Annotated in this window: 13 protein-coding genes; 4 read left to right on the top strand and 9 right to left on the bottom strand. The window is 71.6% G+C overall.

Annotated elements, in window-relative coordinates; genetic code table 11:
* Window positions 1–22 precede the first annotated feature (22 nt).
* The 9 genes from BM314_RS13435 to BM314_RS13475 form a co-directional block, all read right to left on the bottom strand.
* Window positions 23–1,267 (bottom strand): O-antigen ligase family protein, encoded by a 1,245-nt coding sequence (locus tag BM314_RS13435; RefSeq protein WP_091978428.1) that lies wholly within the window; start codon window positions 1,265–1,267, stop codon window positions 23–25.
* A 100-nt stretch (window positions 1,268–1,367) separates the two neighbouring features.
* Window positions 1,368–2,879, bottom strand: a complete 1,512-nt coding sequence (locus BM314_RS13440) for a lipopolysaccharide biosynthesis protein (RefSeq protein ID WP_091978429.1) — start codon at window positions 2,877–2,879, stop codon at window positions 1,368–1,370.
* Window positions 2,876–4,099, bottom strand: a complete 1,224-nt coding sequence (locus tag BM314_RS13445; protein ID WP_170868111.1) for a glycosyltransferase — start codon at window positions 4,097–4,099, stop codon at window positions 2,876–2,878. Before BM314_RS13445 ends, BM314_RS13440 begins: the two co-directional genes overlap by 4 nt.
* Before the next feature lie 110 nt (window positions 4,100–4,209).
* Window positions 4,210–5,466 carry a glycosyltransferase family 4 protein gene (locus BM314_RS13450; protein ID WP_091978431.1) on the bottom strand — a complete coding sequence of 419 codons (1,257 nt, stop codon included), beginning with the start codon at window positions 5,464–5,466 and terminating at the stop codon, window positions 4,210–4,212.
* Window positions 5,447–6,583 carry a glycosyltransferase family 4 protein gene (locus tag BM314_RS13455; protein WP_091978432.1) on the bottom strand — a complete coding sequence of 379 codons (1,137 nt, stop codon included), beginning with the start codon at window positions 6,581–6,583 and terminating at the stop codon, window positions 5,447–5,449. The genes BM314_RS13450 and BM314_RS13455 overlap by 20 nt, the downstream gene beginning before the upstream one ends.
* Before the next feature lie 44 nt (window positions 6,584–6,627).
* Window positions 6,628–7,854 (bottom strand): glycosyltransferase, encoded by a 1,227-nt coding sequence (locus BM314_RS13460; RefSeq protein ID WP_091978433.1) that lies wholly within the window; start codon window positions 7,852–7,854, stop codon window positions 6,628–6,630.
* Window positions 7,851–10,046: a GumC family protein gene (locus BM314_RS13465; protein WP_091978434.1), complete on the bottom strand. Its 2,196-nt coding sequence runs from the start codon at window positions 10,044–10,046 to the stop codon at window positions 7,851–7,853. The genes BM314_RS13460 and BM314_RS13465 overlap by 4 nt, the downstream gene beginning before the upstream one ends.
* A gap of 11 nt (window positions 10,047–10,057) precedes the next feature.
* Window positions 10,058–11,227, bottom strand: coding sequence for a glycosyltransferase (locus BM314_RS13470; protein WP_091978435.1), 1,170 nt, complete (start codon window positions 11,225–11,227; stop codon window positions 10,058–10,060).
* A gap of 309 nt (window positions 11,228–11,536) precedes the next feature.
* Window positions 11,537–12,625, bottom strand: a complete 1,089-nt coding sequence (locus BM314_RS13475) for an acyltransferase family protein (RefSeq protein ID WP_091978436.1) — start codon at window positions 12,623–12,625, stop codon at window positions 11,537–11,539.
* Window positions 12,626–13,015: 390 nt separating this feature from the next.
* Here BM314_RS13475 and BM314_RS13480 point away from each other — a divergent pair, with 390 nt between their 5' ends.
* From BM314_RS13480 to BM314_RS13495, 4 genes are read left to right on the top strand one after another with little or no spacing between them, the layout of a single operon-like run.
* On the top strand, window positions 13,016–13,264 hold the full coding sequence (locus BM314_RS13480; protein ID WP_170855117.1) for an acyl carrier protein: 249 nt from the start codon (window positions 13,016–13,018) through the stop codon (window positions 13,262–13,264).
* Entirely contained in the window at window positions 13,261–14,424 is a 1,164-nt protein-coding gene (locus tag BM314_RS13485; protein ID WP_091978437.1) for an acyl-CoA dehydrogenase family protein, read from the top strand. Before BM314_RS13480 ends, BM314_RS13485 begins: the two co-directional genes overlap by 4 nt.
* Window positions 14,424–15,380, top strand: coding sequence for an amino acid--[acyl-carrier-protein] ligase (locus tag BM314_RS13490; protein WP_170868105.1), 957 nt, complete (start codon window positions 14,424–14,426; stop codon window positions 15,378–15,380). The genes BM314_RS13485 and BM314_RS13490 overlap by 1 nt, the downstream gene beginning before the upstream one ends.
* Window positions 15,381–15,384: 4 nt before the next feature.
* The gene (locus BM314_RS13495; RefSeq protein ID WP_091978438.1) at window positions 15,385–16,356 is read left to right on the top strand and encodes a DUF1839 family protein; all 972 of its coding nucleotides are present in this window, start codon (window positions 15,385–15,387) and stop codon (window positions 16,354–16,356) included.
* Window positions 16,357–16,363 lie beyond the last annotated feature (7 nt).

Here is a 16,363-nt window from a genome sequence, read left to right on the forward strand (position 1 = left end):
GCGATCCGTGGCGGCGCGGTCCCTAATCCGGGGCCGATTGGGCGCGGTCCGGCGGCAGCGCGAGGGATGCCAGGACGAAGCCCATGAAGAAGAGGAAGTACTGGTTGACCGACAGTTCCTCGAACATGAGCGACGGGATCAGGAACACCGCGCTGTAGGTCAGGAACGGCCCGAAGGCGGCGGGCGCCAGCAGGATCCGCCCGAGGCCGGCGACGAGCAGCAGCGCCGCGGCGATGCCGCTTTGGAGTGCCAGCGACACGAAGCCGTTGTGTGGTGTCACGAGCCCGGTCAGGGCCTGCAGCTCCTCCCGGCGGGCGACCTCGCCGACGCCGAACGGGTACTCGAGGACCAGCTGGAGCGCGGTCACGCCGGACAGGAACCGCTCGTCGAAATTGCCCGTGACGTTGTGGTCCTCGGCGAAGCGCCGCTCGATCGCCTGGGACAGCGTCCCCGGCAGCGGGATCTCCCCCGTCACCGCCCAGGCCACGAGCAGCACGCCCAGGACGCCGAGCGCGGCCAGCACCGCGGGCGCCTTGAGGTTCCGCCGCATCAGCAGGCCGAGGAACAGGATCGGCATGAACAGGCCGGCGCGGTTGTTGGTGAACGGGAAGCTCGCCAGGAGGGCCGCGAAGTAGGCGAGATAGACGATCTTCAGGCGATAGCGCAGGCTGAGCAGCAGGGCCGCGGCCCCGGCCAGGGCGAAGACGTGGCCGGTCTCGTTGCCCGAGGCCCAGAGGCCGCCCTGCTTGTCCTGCACGAACAGCTTCAGCTCCTCGTCGAGCCCGTCCGTGGGAACGGCGAGTCCGAACCGGTCGAGCGGCATGCCGGAGGCGGCGAGCAGCAGGACCGCGAGGGAGGCGAGCATTCCGGCGAGCAGGCCGACGCAGAATGCGTCCTCGACGCGCCGGTCGCGGAACATCACCAGCAGGATGAACGCCTGGACCACGTAGAGCAGCAGGACGAGGGTCAGGTAGACGTCGCCCGCCTGCTTGTGCGCCTTCAGCACCAACGAGGCCGCGATCAGCGCCAGGATGCCGGCGAGGGGCGCGGCCTGCCGCAGTGCCTCCGCGACGACGGCGCGGCGCAACCCGAGCCAGGGGATGAGCAGGAACGGCAGCAGGTCGGACAGGCGCTGGAACGGCAGCCCGAAGGTCGAGGTCAGGACGTTGAAGTTCAGGGCGGCGCCGAGCAGGAACACGGCGACGCGGGCCGCGAGGAGGGACGCGGTCGGCGCACTCGTCCCGATCGGCAATGCCCGTCCCGCCATCACCCTGCACCGTCCCCGCGTGCCGGCCGCCGATGAACCTTCCGCCGGCCGCGGCCTTCGGCCGGCAGTGTCGCCCAGAAAGGTTGGCGGAGGGTGCAGATCAGGCGGAGCGTCTCAGGAACAGGCCGACGGCCGTGCGGAGCGTGCCGCGCATGAAGATCCAGGCGAGGCCCAGATAGGCCGCGATCCCGATTCCGACCGCCGCGAACAGGCCGACCCGGTCCCCGAGGGCGGCGTGGATCGGCCCCTGGACGACCAGCACCAGCCCGGCCATCGCGCCGGCGCAGAGCGTGATCGGCGCGAGGAGCCGCACGAGCCGCCCGTTCGTGACCGGGACGACGCGCCCGACGCTGGCGACGATCGCGGGCGTGAACAGGTAGGCCCGCACCACGTGCCCGGCGACCAGGGCGGCGAGGCCGAAGGGCGCGGTGACGAGGGCCGCCGCGGCGCCGAGGCCGAACTGCGCGCCGGCGAGCCGCAGGGCCGTGCCGTTGCGGCCCAGGGCCGTGAAGATCATCCACAGCATCGAAGTGGCGACGAATTCCGGGGCGAGGAGCGCGAGCGTCCGCAGCACCGGCGCCGCGTCGTGCCACTGGTCGCCGAACAGGAACGGGATGAGGGTCGGGGCGACGGCCGCCATGCCGAAGAAGGCGGGCACGGCCAGGAACGCGGAGGCCTCGGTGAATCCGTGGAAGGCCGCGGCCAGCTCGCCGGGCCGGTCCTGGAGGCGCGCGTAGGTGGTCAGCCCGACCGTGGTCAGCGGGATGACCGCGACCTGGCTCACGAGGTCGATGCAGCGCCACGCGAGGCGCAGGTAGCCGACATCGGTGGCGGACAGGAAGTAGGCCGCGATGACTTCCTGGCTCCGGATCGAGGCGACGAGCAGCAGATAGGTGCAGAACAGCCGCGAGCCGAACGCGATCTGCTCGCGCACGGAGGCGAGGTGCAGCCGCAGCGGCGGAATCCAGCGGGCCGCCGCCCAGGTCAGGAGCGTGGTCGCGGTCGCGGCGACGAGCCGCTGCACCACCAGGCTCCAGACGCCGTAGCCGTCGAGGGCCAGCACGAGGGCCGCGGCGCCGCCGAGCACGTTGGCGCCGAGCGCCCGCAGGGCTAGCTTGCGGAAGCCGAAGCTCCGCTGGAGCCGCGCTTCGTGGATCGCACCCGCTGCGGTGATGACGAAACAGGCGGAGAGCGCGCACAGGACCGGCCGCAGCGCCGGCAGGTCGAAGATCCAGGCGATCGGGCCGGCCAGGGCCACGAGGCCCACGGCGCACAGGACACCCGTGGCGAGCATCACCCAGAAGGCGGTGGCGGCGAAGTCCTCGTCGAGGTCGGCGCGCTGGACCACCGCGTCGGGCAGGCCGCAGCGGGCGACGATCTGCAGGATGTCGATGAAGACCGCGGCGATCGCCACCATACCGAACTCGGCGGGCCCGATGAGGCGGGCGAGCACGAGGAACACCCCGAAGCTGAGGACCACGTTGCCGACCGAGGCCACCGCCACCCAGCGCGCGGCGTCGAACGAGCGCCGCGTCACCGCGGCGCCGGAGGCGAGCCCCGGCTCCTCCTCGGCGGCGGCCGCCTCCGACAGGACCGGCGCGGCGGCGCTCACGGGCGGCTCGCCCGACGCTCGGCAACGAGTTCGGCGTAGAGATCGAGGTACTTCTCGGCGACGCGCTCCGAGGTCGATTCGCGGATGACGTGCTGGAAGGCGCGCTCGTCCGGCAGGTCACCGCGGCCGCGGGCGATCACGGTCCGCAGCCGTGCGGCGAGGTCGGCGTCGTCGCCCGGCGTGAACAGCCAGTCGGCGTTGTCCTCGCCGATCAGCTCGGGGATGCCGCCCGAGCCCGCCCCGATCACCGGAACGCCCATCGTGTAGGCCTCGTAGATCGTCCGCGGCGACGGCTCGGCCCAGAACGACGGGACGATGAGCACGTCGATCGCGCTGAGAAACTCGGCGGGTTTCGCCCAGCCGACGAAGTCGATGGGCAGGCCCCCGGCCTGCGCCTTGAACCGCTCGATCGAGTCGTCCATCGCGTGGCCGGCGACGAGGCAGCGCCAATCGCCGGGACCGATCCGCCGGAAGGCGTCGATCATCGTACCGACCCCCTTCTCGGTGTTGATCCGGCCGAGATAGCCGAAGGTCATCGGCTGGCCGGTCCGGTCGATCCGGCGCCGTGCCTCCGGGTCGCCCTCTGGGACGGTGCAGGAATAGAAGATCACTCGCCGCCGCTCGGGCGCGAGATGCGCGAACAGCCCGTGGTCGACATGGGTCTTGAGGATCTCGGTGCCGACGCTGACGACGGCGTCGACCGACCGGTTCGTGATCTGCTTGGCGGCGTTGACCACCTTGCAGCCCAGGTGCCAGCGGTCGCACGGCTTGCCGTCCCTGAACATCGCGGCGTTGCCGCAGATCAGGTCGTACTCGCAGACCGTGTGGACGATCGGGATCCCGCGCTTGGCCGCCTCGCGCCAGACGAGAGTCGAGACGTCGAGCAGCGAGTGCGAGTTCACGATGTCGGGCCGGAAATCGTCGAGGACGCGGCCGAACTCGGCCGCGACGGCGAAATTCCACTGCTGCTTGAGCTTCGCCCAGGCGCGGCCGAAGCGGCTCGCCTGGGGCCAGTCCTCGAGCCAGAAATCGTTGTGGTGGGCCATGCGGTAGACGGTGACGCCGCCGCGCACGCTCTTGGGCTCGGGCTCCCGGGCGATGCAGGCCGCCGCCACCGTGTGGCCGGCCGCGACGAGTTCCTCGGCGAGGTGCTCCACCGAGCGCTCGGCGCCGCCCACGATGTAGGGCGGGTAGAGGGCGCTGAGATGCAGGATCCGCAGGGGGCCGGTCACCGCGCGCGCGGCCGCCTGATCCCTCGGGCGGTCTCGGTCCTGGGCGCGGGGTTCCTCCGAGAGGACCCGGGCGTAGCTCGACGACAGGGTGGGGGTCATCATGAACGGCACTCGCTGAGGTGCGGGCGCTCCGCGCGGGCGGAAGGCTCGGGAAGCGGTTCGATGGAGGCCGCGTCGCGGGTCGCGGCGTAGAGATCGAGATAGGCGGTCGCCACAGCGACCGGATCGGTGCCGGCACGGATGCGTGCGGCGCGGGCGAGCCCCTCGGCGAGACGGGCCGGCTCCGCGATGATCCGGGCCATCGCTGCGGCGAGCGCCGGCGCGTCGCCGGCCGGGACCAGCCAGGGGCCGGACCCGACCTGCTCCCCGATGCCGCCGATCGCGGTGCCGATCACCGGGACGCCGCGCCCGTAGGCCTCTGCCACCGTCCGGCCGAAGGGCTCGGGCCAGATCGGCGGGACCACGAGGCAGTCGAGATCGTCCAGGAAGGCGTCGCGCTCGGCGTAGCCCGGGAAGGTCACGGGCAGGCCCTCGGCCAGGGCTCGGTAGCGGTCCAGTCCGTCCACGGCGCGACCCGCAACAGCGAGGCGCCAGCCCGCCTCCGGCAGGCGCCGGCAGGCGTCGAGGAGGACATCGAGTCCCTTCGCACCCTCGATCCGGCCCAGATAGCCGAACCGGACCGGCGCGCCGGGCGCCCGCTTCGCCCGCGTCACCGGCGAGCCGGGCGGGATCGGGTTCCAGATCACCCGGCGCAGCGCCGGCGGCACGTGGGTGAAGAGGCCGGCCGCGAGGTGGCGGTCGAGGATGTCCGAGCCCACGGCGGCGACGGCCGTCACGGCGCGCTGGCAGCGCCGGTGCGGCGCGGCGTAGAGGCGGCACTTGAGATGCTGCCGGGCGCAGGGACGCCCGTGGCGCACCATCGCGCCGTTGGTGCAGAGGCTGGTGAAGTCGTGCAGCGTGTGCACGACCGGCACCCGGAGCCGCCGGAGCATCGGCCAGAGCGCCGGCGGTAGCTCGGAGATGGAATGCGTGTTCACGAGGTCGGGGGCGAAGTCCCGGACCGCCCGCGTCATCCGGTCGACGGCGTGGCGGTTCCACTGCGCCGCGACCTTGTAGCGGAGGCGCTCGACCCGCCCGCGCTGCGGCCAATCGAGGATGTGGAACGGCGTCCCGTAGCCGGTCCGGTAAACCGTGACGCCGTCCTGCAGAACCGGTCCGCCCTCGGTCCGCGCCGCGCAGGCAACGGCGACGCTGTGGCCGAGATCCGCCTGGGTCCGGGCGAGCGTCTCGACCATCAGTTCGGCGCCGCCGACCTGCTCGGGTGCGTAGAGGGAGCTAAGGTGCAGGATGCGCATGCGGCACCTCCCGGGCGGACCGCGCCGCCGCGCCGTCTTGCAGCGCGTCGAGCAGCAGTGTCTCGTAGCGGCGCGCGGTCTCGGCCCAGTCGTAGCGCCGGACATTGTCGCGGCCGCGGGCGATCAGCGCGGCCCTGAGCCCGGGCTCGTCCAGCAGGCGGCGCAGGCGCTCGGTCAGCGCCGCCGCGTCGGCGGGATCGAAGGTGAGGGCGCCGGCTCCCGCGATCTCGGGCGTCGCGGAGCGGTCCGAGCAGATCACCGGACAGTCGAGGGCCTGCGCCTCCAGAACGGGCAGGCAGAATCCCTCGGCGAAGGACGGGACGCACAGGCACAGCGCGCCGCGATAGAGGGCCGCCAGCCTGTCGTCGCCGATGCCCGACAGGCGGGTCAGGGGGACCGGCGCATCGCCGAGTGCGGCGGCGACGGCCTCGTCGGAATCCTCGCCGACGTGGACGATCCCGATCCCCGGCCTCCCGAGCGCGACCACGGCGCGCGCGAGGGTCGCGAAGTTCTTGTTGTAGAGGGCGTTGCCGACGGCCAGCACGTACGGCCCCGCCGGGACTTCGGCGCCGGAACTAGCCACCGATGGGTCCAGCATGGCCGCGGACGGCACGGTGCGCGTCCGGCCGCGGAGCCGCGGGTAATGGTACTCCAGATCGCGCCGTGTCGCGTCCGAGACGGCGATCACCCGGGCGCTGTTGCCGAGGACCAGGCGGAAGATCGGGTCGGTGGTCAGGGCCTCGCGGGAGCATACGCGCGCGGGCAGGGTGCGGAAATAGAGGTCGTGCACCACGCTGACGCGGGCGCGGCCGCCGAAGGCCGCCCCGTACGGGTCGATGTTCAGCACCACGTCGACGGCGCGGGCGCGGCACAGCCGCGGGACGGCGAGGCACTGGCGCAGGACGTCGAGCAGCATGATCCGCGGCCGCGGCACCGTCACGACCTCGACGCGGTCGCGGATCGACGGCGGCAGCTGGTCGCGGCGCCACGGGGAGCGGAGCACCACTGCGAAGGTGCCGCGCGCGACCAGGCCGGCGATCACCCGGAAGGCGACGAGCGCGACGCCCGACGGCCGACCGGCATGCTGGCTCGGCATGTTGACGAGGACGCGCGGCATGGCGGGTCTGACGGCTCCGAACAGGAAGGGGGATCGCCGGCCCGTCAGGCCCGGCCGGCGACCTGGAGGATGATGTCGGCGAGATCGCGCTGCATGCGCTCCGCGCCGTAGCGGGACAGCGCCCGCTCGCGCGCGAGCGCGGCTCGCGCCCTGAAGGCGTCGGGATCGGCGAACAGCGCCGACAGGGCCGCCGCGAGGCGATCCGACCGACGCGGCGGCACCAGCGTCCCGGCCGCGCCGCCGTCGAGGATCTCAGTGGACGCGCCGGCGTCGGTGGCGATGACCGGCACGCCGACCAGCATCGACTCGACCAGTGTGCGGCCGAACGGTTCGGGATCGACCGAGGGGTGCACGACCGCGTCGACCGCCCGCATCAGCCGGGGGACGTCGTCGCGCTGGCCGAGGAACAGCACCCGGTCCGAGAGCCCGCGCCGCGCCGCGAGGTCGCGCAGATGGGCCGCGTAGGCGTCCTCGCCGAAGAGCGGCGCCCCCACCACGACGCAGCGCAGGCCGGGCAGGGTCGCCAGCGCCTCGATCAGGACGTCCTGCCCCTTCCACGGCGCGAGGCGGCTGAAGACGCCGACGAGGGGGCCGTCCGGCAGGGCGAGTTCCGCGCGCAGGGCGACGGCGGGGGACGGCTCCGGATCGACGTCGAGGCCGTTGGGCACGACCCGGATCAGGGACCGGCGGCCGCCGGCCAGGACGAAGGCCCGCGCGGCGGCCTCCGAGGGCACGATCACCCGGGCGGCGCAGAGATTGGCGAGCCGGATCTGAACGGCGCGCTGCGCCCGGCCGAAATGCGCCCCGTCGAGGATGTCGTGGAGGTGCCAGATCAGGGGGCGCCCGGCGGCGCGCGCGGCCAGAGACGAGAGCAGGAAGGCCTTCTGCGAGTTGGCGTAGACCACGTCGCAGGACCGGGCCGATCGGGCGATCTCCAGCGCCAGGGAACCGAGCTGTCCCAGGACCGGGAGCGCGCTCAGCGGTGACACGTCCCGCCGGAGGCCCGCCAGGGCGGACCGGCGGCGCGCGAGACGGATCTCCAGACCCGCGTCGCGGAGGGCCGCGGTCAGCGCGCCGTCCTCGAACAGGAAGGCGCTGGAGCCCGCCCAAGGCCGGACGGCGTCGCGGAGCACCAGCTCGGCACCGGACATCGTTCCGGTATGGCTCACGAACAGGACCCGCGGCCGCGCGGCGACAACGGACCGCGCGGCCTGCGCCCGTTCCAGGAGGCCGTGCTTCGCGAGCGCGTCGGCGGGGAGCACTTCGGTCATCGCGGGCTCGCGGCCGTGCGGGGATCGGGCAGCGGCATCACGTCGTAGGTCGACTGGATGCCCGGGCGGACCATCGTCATGGCGATCCCAAGGACGTGTCCGCCGGCGCGGCGCAGGTTCGCCACGGTCTCGACCGTGTCGGAGAGCTGCGAGCGGCCGTAGCGGGCGCAGCAGAGCACGCCGTCGACGTGGCGGGCCAGCATCGCCGCATCCATCAGGAGGCTGGTTGGCGGGGTGTCCAGGAGGACGAGGTCGTAGCGGCGGCTCCACTTGAGGAAGTCGGCCATCCGGTCGCCCATCAGGAGCTCGGTCGAGTCGGCCGTCGGCGTTCCCGCGGGGATGACGTCGAAGCGTCCGGCCTGGACCACCGCGTCGGCCGGGTCGATCTCGCCGCGGAGCACGCCGCCGAGGCCGGGGCCGCGGCCGAGCCCGAGGGAGGCCTCGAAGTTCGGGCGCCGCAGGTCGCACTCGACCACCAGCACCCGGCGGCCGCTCGCGGCGCCGATGCCGGCCAGCGCGAAGGCCGTGAACGACTTGCCCTCCCGCGGCTTCGCCGAAGTCACCAGGATGACGCGGGACTTGCCGGCGCCCGCCAGCACGAGATGGGCGTGCAGGTTGCGCAGGACGTTCTGCATCACCGGGTCGACCCGCGCCCGCGCCAGGGCCTCCGCGAGGTCGAGCTCGCGCTGCCGCTCGGAGAAGCGGCCGACGAGGCCGGCGGGCTCCAGGCTCGGCAGCTGCGCGAAGACCGGGGCGCCGGTGCCGGCCATGAGCTGCGCCGAGGTGCGCACGCGCCGGTCGGTGTAGTCGCGCAGCAGCGCGGCGGCGGCCGCGAGCACGCCCGCCAGCACGATGCCGCCCGCCAGGAACGGCACGGCCTTGGGCGAGAACGGCTCCTGCGGCAGCTCGGCGAGGCTGACGAGCCGCGTGCTGCCGGTGAGGATGCGCCGCTCGGTCTCCAGCTCGCCCGCCCGCTTGACCAGATCGGCGTAGCGGGTGCGCTTGATCTCGGCGTTGCGCACCATGCCCTCGATCGACGCCTCGTCGTCCATGGCGGCGGCGGCGTCGGTCTTCGCCGTCTCGAGCTGGGCGCGCAGCGACTTGGCCAGGGCGTTCGAAGCCTCGTAGGACTTGCGCAGGCCCTTGGCGACGTTGCCGATCTCCTGCTCGATCCGAGCGCGCAGGCTCGCCTGCTCGGTCTCGAGCGCCCGGATCACCGGGTGGTTCGCGCCCAGCAGGGTGCTCTGGTTGGCGAGCTGCGCGCTGACGCCGCTGAGCTGCTGCTTCAGCGAGACGATGGTCGGGCTTGCCAGGACGGCCGGGGCGCTGTCGGCGCCGCGGGCACCCTTGGCCTCGATCTCGGAGAGCCGCGCGGCCGCGTCCGCCTTGGCGGTCTCGGCCGCGGCGAGCTGCTGGCTGATGCTGGTGAGCCGCTCCGCGCTGATCGGGGCGAGCGAGCCCTTCAGCAGGCCCTTGCGGCGCCGGAAGGTCTGGATGCGGGTCTCGTCGGCCCGGATCGAGGCGTCCAGCTGGCTGATCTCGGTGTGCAGCCAGTCGGCCGCCGCCTTGCGGCTCGAGGCCTGCGCCTCGCGCTGGTCGTCCAGGAAGGCGTTGATCAGGCCGTTGGCCATCGTCTGCGCCGTCTCGGGCAGCGGCGACTTGTAGCCGATGGTGATGATGCGCGAGCGGCCGGAGCTCAGGACCGTGTAGCGCTTCTGCAGGTACTCGACGAGCGCGTTGCGGTCGGTCGTGAGCTTCGTGCAGGCGGCGTCCTTCTTCTCGCTGATCCGGTCGGGATGCCCGCCCGAGGCCGCGTAGCGGCACTCGGCCAGCACCGCGGCGACGAGGTTGTCGTCGATCGCGAGGCGCAGGAGCCGCGGCGAGCGGATCACCAGGATCTGGCTCTCAATGTCGGCCGGGTCGCCGATCTTCTGGATCCAGGCCATCGAGGCGTTGTTGGCGCCCGGTTCCGCCTCGGCCACGATGACCGAGCCGCTCGCCACGTATTGCCGCTGGATCATCAGCAGGGCGGTCACGGCGAGGCCGAGGACGGTGGCGAACACCGCCGCGAACAGGTAGCGGCGATGCCAGATTCGGGCGAGGGCCGCGGCCAGCGGACCGCCGCGCGCCGGCTCCTGGGCGAGGGCGCGAACCGGCGTCCGGTCGGCCAGATCGACAGTCAGGAAGGACATGCGGCGCGTCCTCAGCCGACGGCTTCGAGGCGCGGTAGGATCCGCGGGCGCGTCTCGCAGGCGGCCCGGTGCATCGCCATCTGGTCGTCGACGAAGGTCGAGAACCGGCTGCGGAACAGCTCGGCCGAGAACATCTCGGCCTGCGCCCAGCAGGCATCGCGGGTAAAGTGGCTCTCCTGCAGCAGGAAGCGCTGGACGCACTCGGCGATGGCCATGGGCTCGGGCGTGTCGAAGAACATCCCGGTGCGCTGCGGGCCGCGGGTCTGGACCGTCTCGCGGGCGCCGCCGCGACCGAGCGCGAGGACCGGCGTGCCCTCCGACGTGGCCTCGACCACGATGATCCCGAAATCCTCCTCGGCCGCGAAGATGAAGGCGCGGGCCGTGGCCATGAGGTGGCGCAGCTCCGCGTCGGGCACGAAGCCGGAGAACGACACGTTCGGCCCCGCGATCTCGCGCAGCCGCGCGGCATCGGGCCCGGTGCCCGCCACCACGAGTTCGAGGTCGGGGAGCAGCGCGAACGCGCGGATCACCGCCTCGACGTTCTTGTACGGCACCAGCCGGCTGGCCACGAGGAAGTGGTTGCCGCGCGCCCCGTCATACCGCTGGCTCGGCAGCGTGATCGGCGGGTGGATGACCTCGGCGGTGCGGCCGTAGACCTTGTGGATGCGGCGGGCGACGAAAGCGGAGTTGGCCACGATCGCGTTGGGACCGGCCGCCGTGCGAAAATCCCAGACGCGCATCCGGTGCAGGATCAGCCGGGCGAGCACGCTCTTCATGCCCGCGTCGCAGCCGCTCTCCCGCAGGTAGGTGTGCTGCATGTCCCAGGCGTAGCGCATGGGCGAGTGGATGTAGGAGACGTGGAGCTGGTCGGGCCCGGTGAGGACGCCCTTCGCCACCGCGTAGCTGCTCGAGATGACGAGATCGTAGGCCGACAGGTCGAACTGCTCGATCGCGAGCGGCATCAGCGGCAGGTAGTTGCGGTGCCGCGTCCGCGCGAAGGGCATGCGCTGGATGAAGCTCGTATGCGCCTGGGTGTAGCCCAGCCTCGCCCGGTCCGCTTCGGGCAGGAAGTCGAAGAGCGCGAAGACATCCGCGTCCGGATAGATCCGCAGCAGCTGTTCGAGGACACGCTCGGCGCCACCGACGATGTACAACCAGTCGTGAACGATCGCGACACGCATCACAGCTTCCTCGTCGGTGCGCCGGACGCTGGACCATGCATTCCGTCCCGCCGGTCCCGCCGGTGACAGCGGGCCAAGGCACACACGAGAGGGTAATAGCAACGTGATCTGTAAAAAAGGGGTCACCGCCGCAGCAACAGTCGAAAATAGCGCCTGTTTAGACGCGAGACGCGGCGTGTAAACTTAATTTTTGCCAATAATTAACGTTAAGCGAAGGGTGTTCTCAGCCCTGCAATCTTCGGCATGACTCCCCGTGGGTGCCCGCTGCGCCGGGTCGGCACACCTGCGGCGGGGGCCCGGCTGCGCGGCCTACGTAGCGGCCGGAACGGGCAGGGGATCGGGCGAGGGCCGCCGGTCGAGCCGGCGCCGCAGGGCCGCGATCACCGGCGTCTCGACATACCGGAACAGCAACTCGCCGGCGGCGACCGCCGCCGGGAACGCGATCGCGAAGATCAGGGCGGCGCGCGCGAAGCCGGGCGCGACGACGAGCGCCGCGATCTTGGCGGCGCTGTGCAGCAGCAGGTTGTGGACTAGGTAGAAGGAATAGCTGGCATTGCCCTGCGACAGCAGCCAGCGCGACTTCAGGGCGATGCCGCCCCGCTCCAGCAGCAGCATCGCACCGACGATCAGGACGGCCGCTGACCCCCAGATCAGCGGGCGCGCGAACCCGGACAGCTCGGGGCTGACGCCGAGCGCGTCGGTCACGATCTGGCCGCCGAGGATGAGCAGAAGAGCGGCCGCGACGGCCGCGCACGCCACGCGCCGGACCGGGAAGCCCGCGGCCGGCGCCCGGAGCCGCAGGTAGGCGTATCCCAGCCCGATGCCGGCGGCGAACTCGATCAGGATCGGCTTCGTGTAGTACGCCCAGTGGAGATTCGACGCGGGCAGCAATCCGAGCAGGATCAGCGCCAGGAAGATCGCGGCCGCACCGAGCGCCCGGAAGGCGGGTCTCGGCACCATGAGCAGCCCCGCGAAGACCACGTAGAAGAACATCTCGTAATTGAGTGTCCAGCCCACGGAGTTCAGCGGCTCGACGAAGCCGCCGCGGGAGAACGGCAGGAACAGCAGGGACTGGACGACGTAATCCGGCCGGATCTCCACGATCCCGATGGGCTTCAGGCCCGTCAGCGCGATCAGCGCTAGGGCGAGCGTGACGAGCCAGTAGACCGGGACAACGCGCGACGCGCGGCGGAGCAGGAACTCGCCCGGGCTCTCGCGGCGCCCGCTCGTGCTCACGAACATGATGAACCCGGAGAGCACGAAGAACACGTCGACCCCGCTCGCGCCGAAGGCGAACAGATCCGGCCTCGGCAGCACGGGGCCGATGTAGAGGCCGAAATGCGTGAGGAAGACGAGGTACGAGGCGACGGCGCGCAGGATTTGGAGGTTGTAGATCATCGCGCGCCGGCTGATCGCTGGGCCCGCCCGGGACGGGCGACGTCGCGCCCTTATGGCCGAGATGGCCCCGCCGCGTCACGACGAGTCCGGAAACGTCCTAAATGGCCCGCGTCTCGAATTTAAGATCAGGCGGGGCATTTACACGCATGAGTTGCTAAATCCGCGAAATCTCTGGACGGACGATCACGAAAGCAAGAGCTGGAAAGTGATCGTAAAGGTGGCGCTGCCGAATGTAGGCCGCCGGCCACATCCGGTTCCTGTTTGCACGGCGCGCAACCCTGTGTCGCCCTCTACGGACCGCTATTTACTATTAATCAATAGATAATTTGACGCCGAGCCGATCCATTCAATAGCGTCGTGATAACTGGAATAAGGAGTTCCGCCTTGAACATCGCTCAAGACATCCGTGAGATTCTCGGGGCGAACGAAGCCTTCGCCGGGAAGGCCGACCAGCTCTCCGAGGATGACAGCCTGTTTGATCTCGGGCTGGACTCGTTCGGTTCCGTCCAGCTGATGCTGGGCCTCGAGGAGCGTTTCAGCATCGAGTTCCCCGACGAGCTCCTGAACCGCAAGTCGTTCTCGTCGATCCGCGCGATCCGCGAGGCCGTCTCCACCCTCATCCAGCAGGAAGCCGCATGAGCACGCTCGCCGCGCGCGCCGAGCGGGCCGCGGCGGTGGCGGCGCACCACGCCGACGCCGTCGACCGCGAAGGCCGCTTTCCCGCGGAGGCCGTGGCCGCGATGAGGGCCGAGCGGCTGCTCGGCCTCCAGATCCCCGGCCAGTTCGGCGGGGAGGGGGCGGGGCTGACGCAGATCGCCGAGCTGTGCAGCACGCTCGGGCAGGCCTGCAGCGCGGCCGCGATGGTCTTCGCGATGCACCACATCAAGGTCTCCAGCCTCGTGACCCACGGCCTCGACAGCCCGTGGCACGGGCGCCTGATGGAGCGCGTCGCGCGCGAGCAGCTGCTGGTCGCCTCCTCGACCACGGAGGCGGGCATCGGCGGCGACCTGCGCAATAGCCTCTGCGCCGTGGAGACGACCGGCGAGGTCTTCGCCCTCGGCAAGGACGCGTCGGTGATCTCCTACGGCGCCCACGCCGACCTGATCCTCGCCACGGCCCGGCGCCATCCGGACGCCGCGACGTCCGATCAGGTCCTCGTCGCGCTGATGGCCGACCAGATCTCCCTCGCGCGAACGGGCGACTGGGACACGCTTGGGATGCGCGGGACCTGCAGCGACGGCTTCCGCCTGGAGGCGCGGAACGTCCCGGTCGAGCAGATCCTGCCGAAGCCGTTCGCGGAGATCGCCGCCCAGTCGATGCTGGCCTCCTCGCACCTGCTGTGGAGCAGCGTCTGGTACGGGATCGCGACCTACGCGGTCGACCGCGCCCGCGCCTTCGTGCAGGCCGAGGCGCGGCGCCGGCCCGGGCAGGTCCCGCCGACCGCGACGCGCCTCGCCGAGGTCTCCAGCGCGCATCAGGCCATGCGCGGCACCATCGTGTCGGCCCTGCGCCGCTTCGAGGACGCGCACGGGGACGCCGACACGATCGGCTCCGTCGGCTTCTGCGTGATGCTCAACAACCTGAAGATCACCGTCTCCGACATGGCGGTCGACATCGTCCGGCGGGCGCTCGCGATCGTCGGCCTCGCCGGCTACCGCAACGACACGCCCTTCAGCCTGGGCCGGCCGCTGCGCGACGTCCTCTCCGCGCCGCTGATGATCGGCAACGACCGCATCCTCGCCAACACCGCCAAGCTCCTGCTCGTGCAGAAGGGCAGCGGCCAGCTCATGAGCGCGTGATGGAATCGATCTCCTCTCCCCCCGGCGACGTCGTGCTCGAGGACGAGCCAGCCGGCGGCCCGACCTTCCTCGACCGCCTGTTCGATCACGGCCTGCTCGTCCGGACCGGCGTCGACGGCCTCTACGGCCGCAGCGGTGGCTTCGAGAGCGTCGTCGACGCCCTCGACCGGATGATCACGCGACTCGGGGCCACCGAGGAGGCCGAGGTGCTGCGCTTCCCGCCGGCCATGAGCCGCCCGGCCTTCGAGCGCAGCGGCTACCTAAAGGGCTTCCCGAACCTCGCCGGCACCGTACACAGCTTCTGCGGAGACGCGCGCGGCCATGCCGAGATCCTCGCCTGCCTCGAAGCCGGGACCGACTGGACCGGGCAGCAGGAGGCCACCGACATCGTGCTGACGCCCGCGGCCTGCTACCCGGTCTACCCGGTCGCCGCCGCGCGGGGCGCGCTGCCGGCCGAGGGCCGCCTGTTCGACCTGCAATCCTACTGCTTCCGGCGCGAGCCCTCGCTCGAGCCGACCCGGATGCAGCTGTTCCGGATGCGCGAATACGTGCGCATGGGCAGCCCCGAGCAGGTCCTGGCCTTCCGCGAAGCCTGGCTCGAGCGCGGCACGGCCATGATCCGCGTCCTCGGTCTCCCCCTCGCGATCGACGCGGCCAACGACCCGTTCTTCGGCCGCGCCGGCCGGATGCTCGCCAACAACCAGCGGGCGCAGGGACTGAAGTTCGAGCTGAACGTCCCGGTCAACAGCGTCGACAAGCCGACGGCCTGCCTCAGCTTCAACTATCACCAAGACCATTTCGGCAGCACCTGGGAGCTGCGCCAGGCCGACGGCGAGGTCGCCCACACCGCCTGCGTCGGTTTCGGCCTGGAGCGGATCACGCTGGCGCTCCTGCGCCACCACGGGCTCGATCTCGCCGCGTGGCCGGCCGCCCTGCGCGCCGAGCTGTGGGGCTGAGGCGGTGACCGCCGCGCTGCGCCTGCCGGAGGGTCTCGGAGCCGCGGGACCCTACGTCCCGCACCCGCTACACGATTCCGGCCGCGACTGGCCGGAGACGAACTGCTACGTCGACCTCTGGATCGAGCTCCTGCACGGACGCGGCCTCATGCCGGAGGCGATGCTGGGCTTCACCCTGAGGCAGGATTTCGAGGGCGACCAGTTCACCTTCTTCAAACCGCCGACCGGCGATATCGAGCGCCTCTACGGTCTGGAGGTGCTGGAACTCGCGGTCTACGGCGGCCTCGAGAACCACGCCGTGATCCAGGCCGCGGCCGGCCGGCCGGTGCTGGTCGAGGTCGACGCGATCTACCTGCCGGACACCCTGGGGACCACCTACGGACGCGAGCACGGCAAGACCACGATCGGGATCCTGGCCCTCGATCCGGCCGCGCAGGAGCTCGATTACCTGCACAATGCGGGTCGCTTCCGCCTTGCCGGGAAGGATTACGCCGGGATCTTCGGGCCGGCGACGCTGCCGCCCTACGCCGAGTTCGTGAAAACCGTCGCACCGTCGCTCGGCCCGGCGAATCTGCCGGCGGTCGCGCGCGAACTGCTCGTCCGGCATCGCGCCCGGGCGCCCCGGCGCAACCCCGTCCTGGCGTTCCGCGACACCCTCGCGGCGACGGCCGCGGAGCTGGTCGTCCGGCCGCTCAGCGTGTTCCACGCCTACGCCTTCAACACGACGCGCCAGCTCGGCGGCAACTTCGAGATGCTCGCCAGCCATCTCACGTGGCTTGAGGCCCGGGAGGCCGCTGGATTCGGGCCAGCCGCCGCGGCCGCCGCGGACCTGAGCCGCGAGGCCAAGGCCTTCCAGTTCCAACTCGCCCGCGCGTTCCATCGCCGCTCGGCCGAGGGCCTGGCGCCGCGCCTCGACCGCCTCGCGGCGACCTACGACCGCGTCTTCGCGGTTCTCGACCGCGCGCTGGACCGCTGAGAGGCGT

It is taken from the genome of Methylobacterium sp. 13MFTsu3.1M2, assembly GCF_900112625.1.
In the GTDB taxonomy this organism is placed as follows: domain Bacteria; phylum Pseudomonadota; class Alphaproteobacteria; order Rhizobiales; family Beijerinckiaceae; genus Methylobacterium.

What these genes read in the sequence shown, in the direction of transcription:
- BM314_RS13435 (WP_091978428.1), bottom strand. Translation starts at nt 1,267, where the DNA reads ATGGCGGGACGGGCATTGCCGATCGGGACGAGTGCGCCGACCGCGTCC.
- BM314_RS13450 (WP_091978431.1), bottom strand. Translation starts at nt 5,466, where the DNA reads ATGCGCATCCTGCACCTTAGCTCCCTCTACGCACCCGAGCAGGTCGGC.
- BM314_RS13455 (WP_091978432.1), bottom strand. Translation starts at nt 6,583, where the DNA reads ATGCCGCGCGTCCTCGTCAACATGCCGAGCCAGCATGCCGGTCGGCCG.
- BM314_RS13460 (WP_091978433.1), bottom strand. Translation starts at nt 7,854, where the DNA reads ATGACCGAAGTGCTCCCCGCCGACGCGCTCGCGAAGCACGGCCTCCTG.
- BM314_RS13465 (WP_091978434.1), bottom strand. Translation starts at nt 10,046, where the DNA reads ATGTCCTTCCTGACTGTCGATCTGGCCGACCGGACGCCGGTTCGCGCC.
- BM314_RS13470 (WP_091978435.1), bottom strand. Translation starts at nt 11,227, where the DNA reads ATGCGTGTCGCGATCGTTCACGACTGGTTGTACATCGTCGGTGGCGCC.
- BM314_RS13475 (WP_091978436.1), bottom strand. Translation starts at nt 12,625, where the DNA reads ATGATCTACAACCTCCAAATCCTGCGCGCCGTCGCCTCGTACCTCGTC.
- BM314_RS13485 (WP_091978437.1), top strand. Translation starts at nt 13,261, where the DNA reads ATGAGCACGCTCGCCGCGCGCGCCGAGCGGGCCGCGGCGGTGGCGGCG.
- BM314_RS13490 (WP_170868105.1), top strand. Translation starts at nt 14,424, where the DNA reads ATGGAATCGATCTCCTCTCCCCCCGGCGACGTCGTGCTCGAGGACGAG.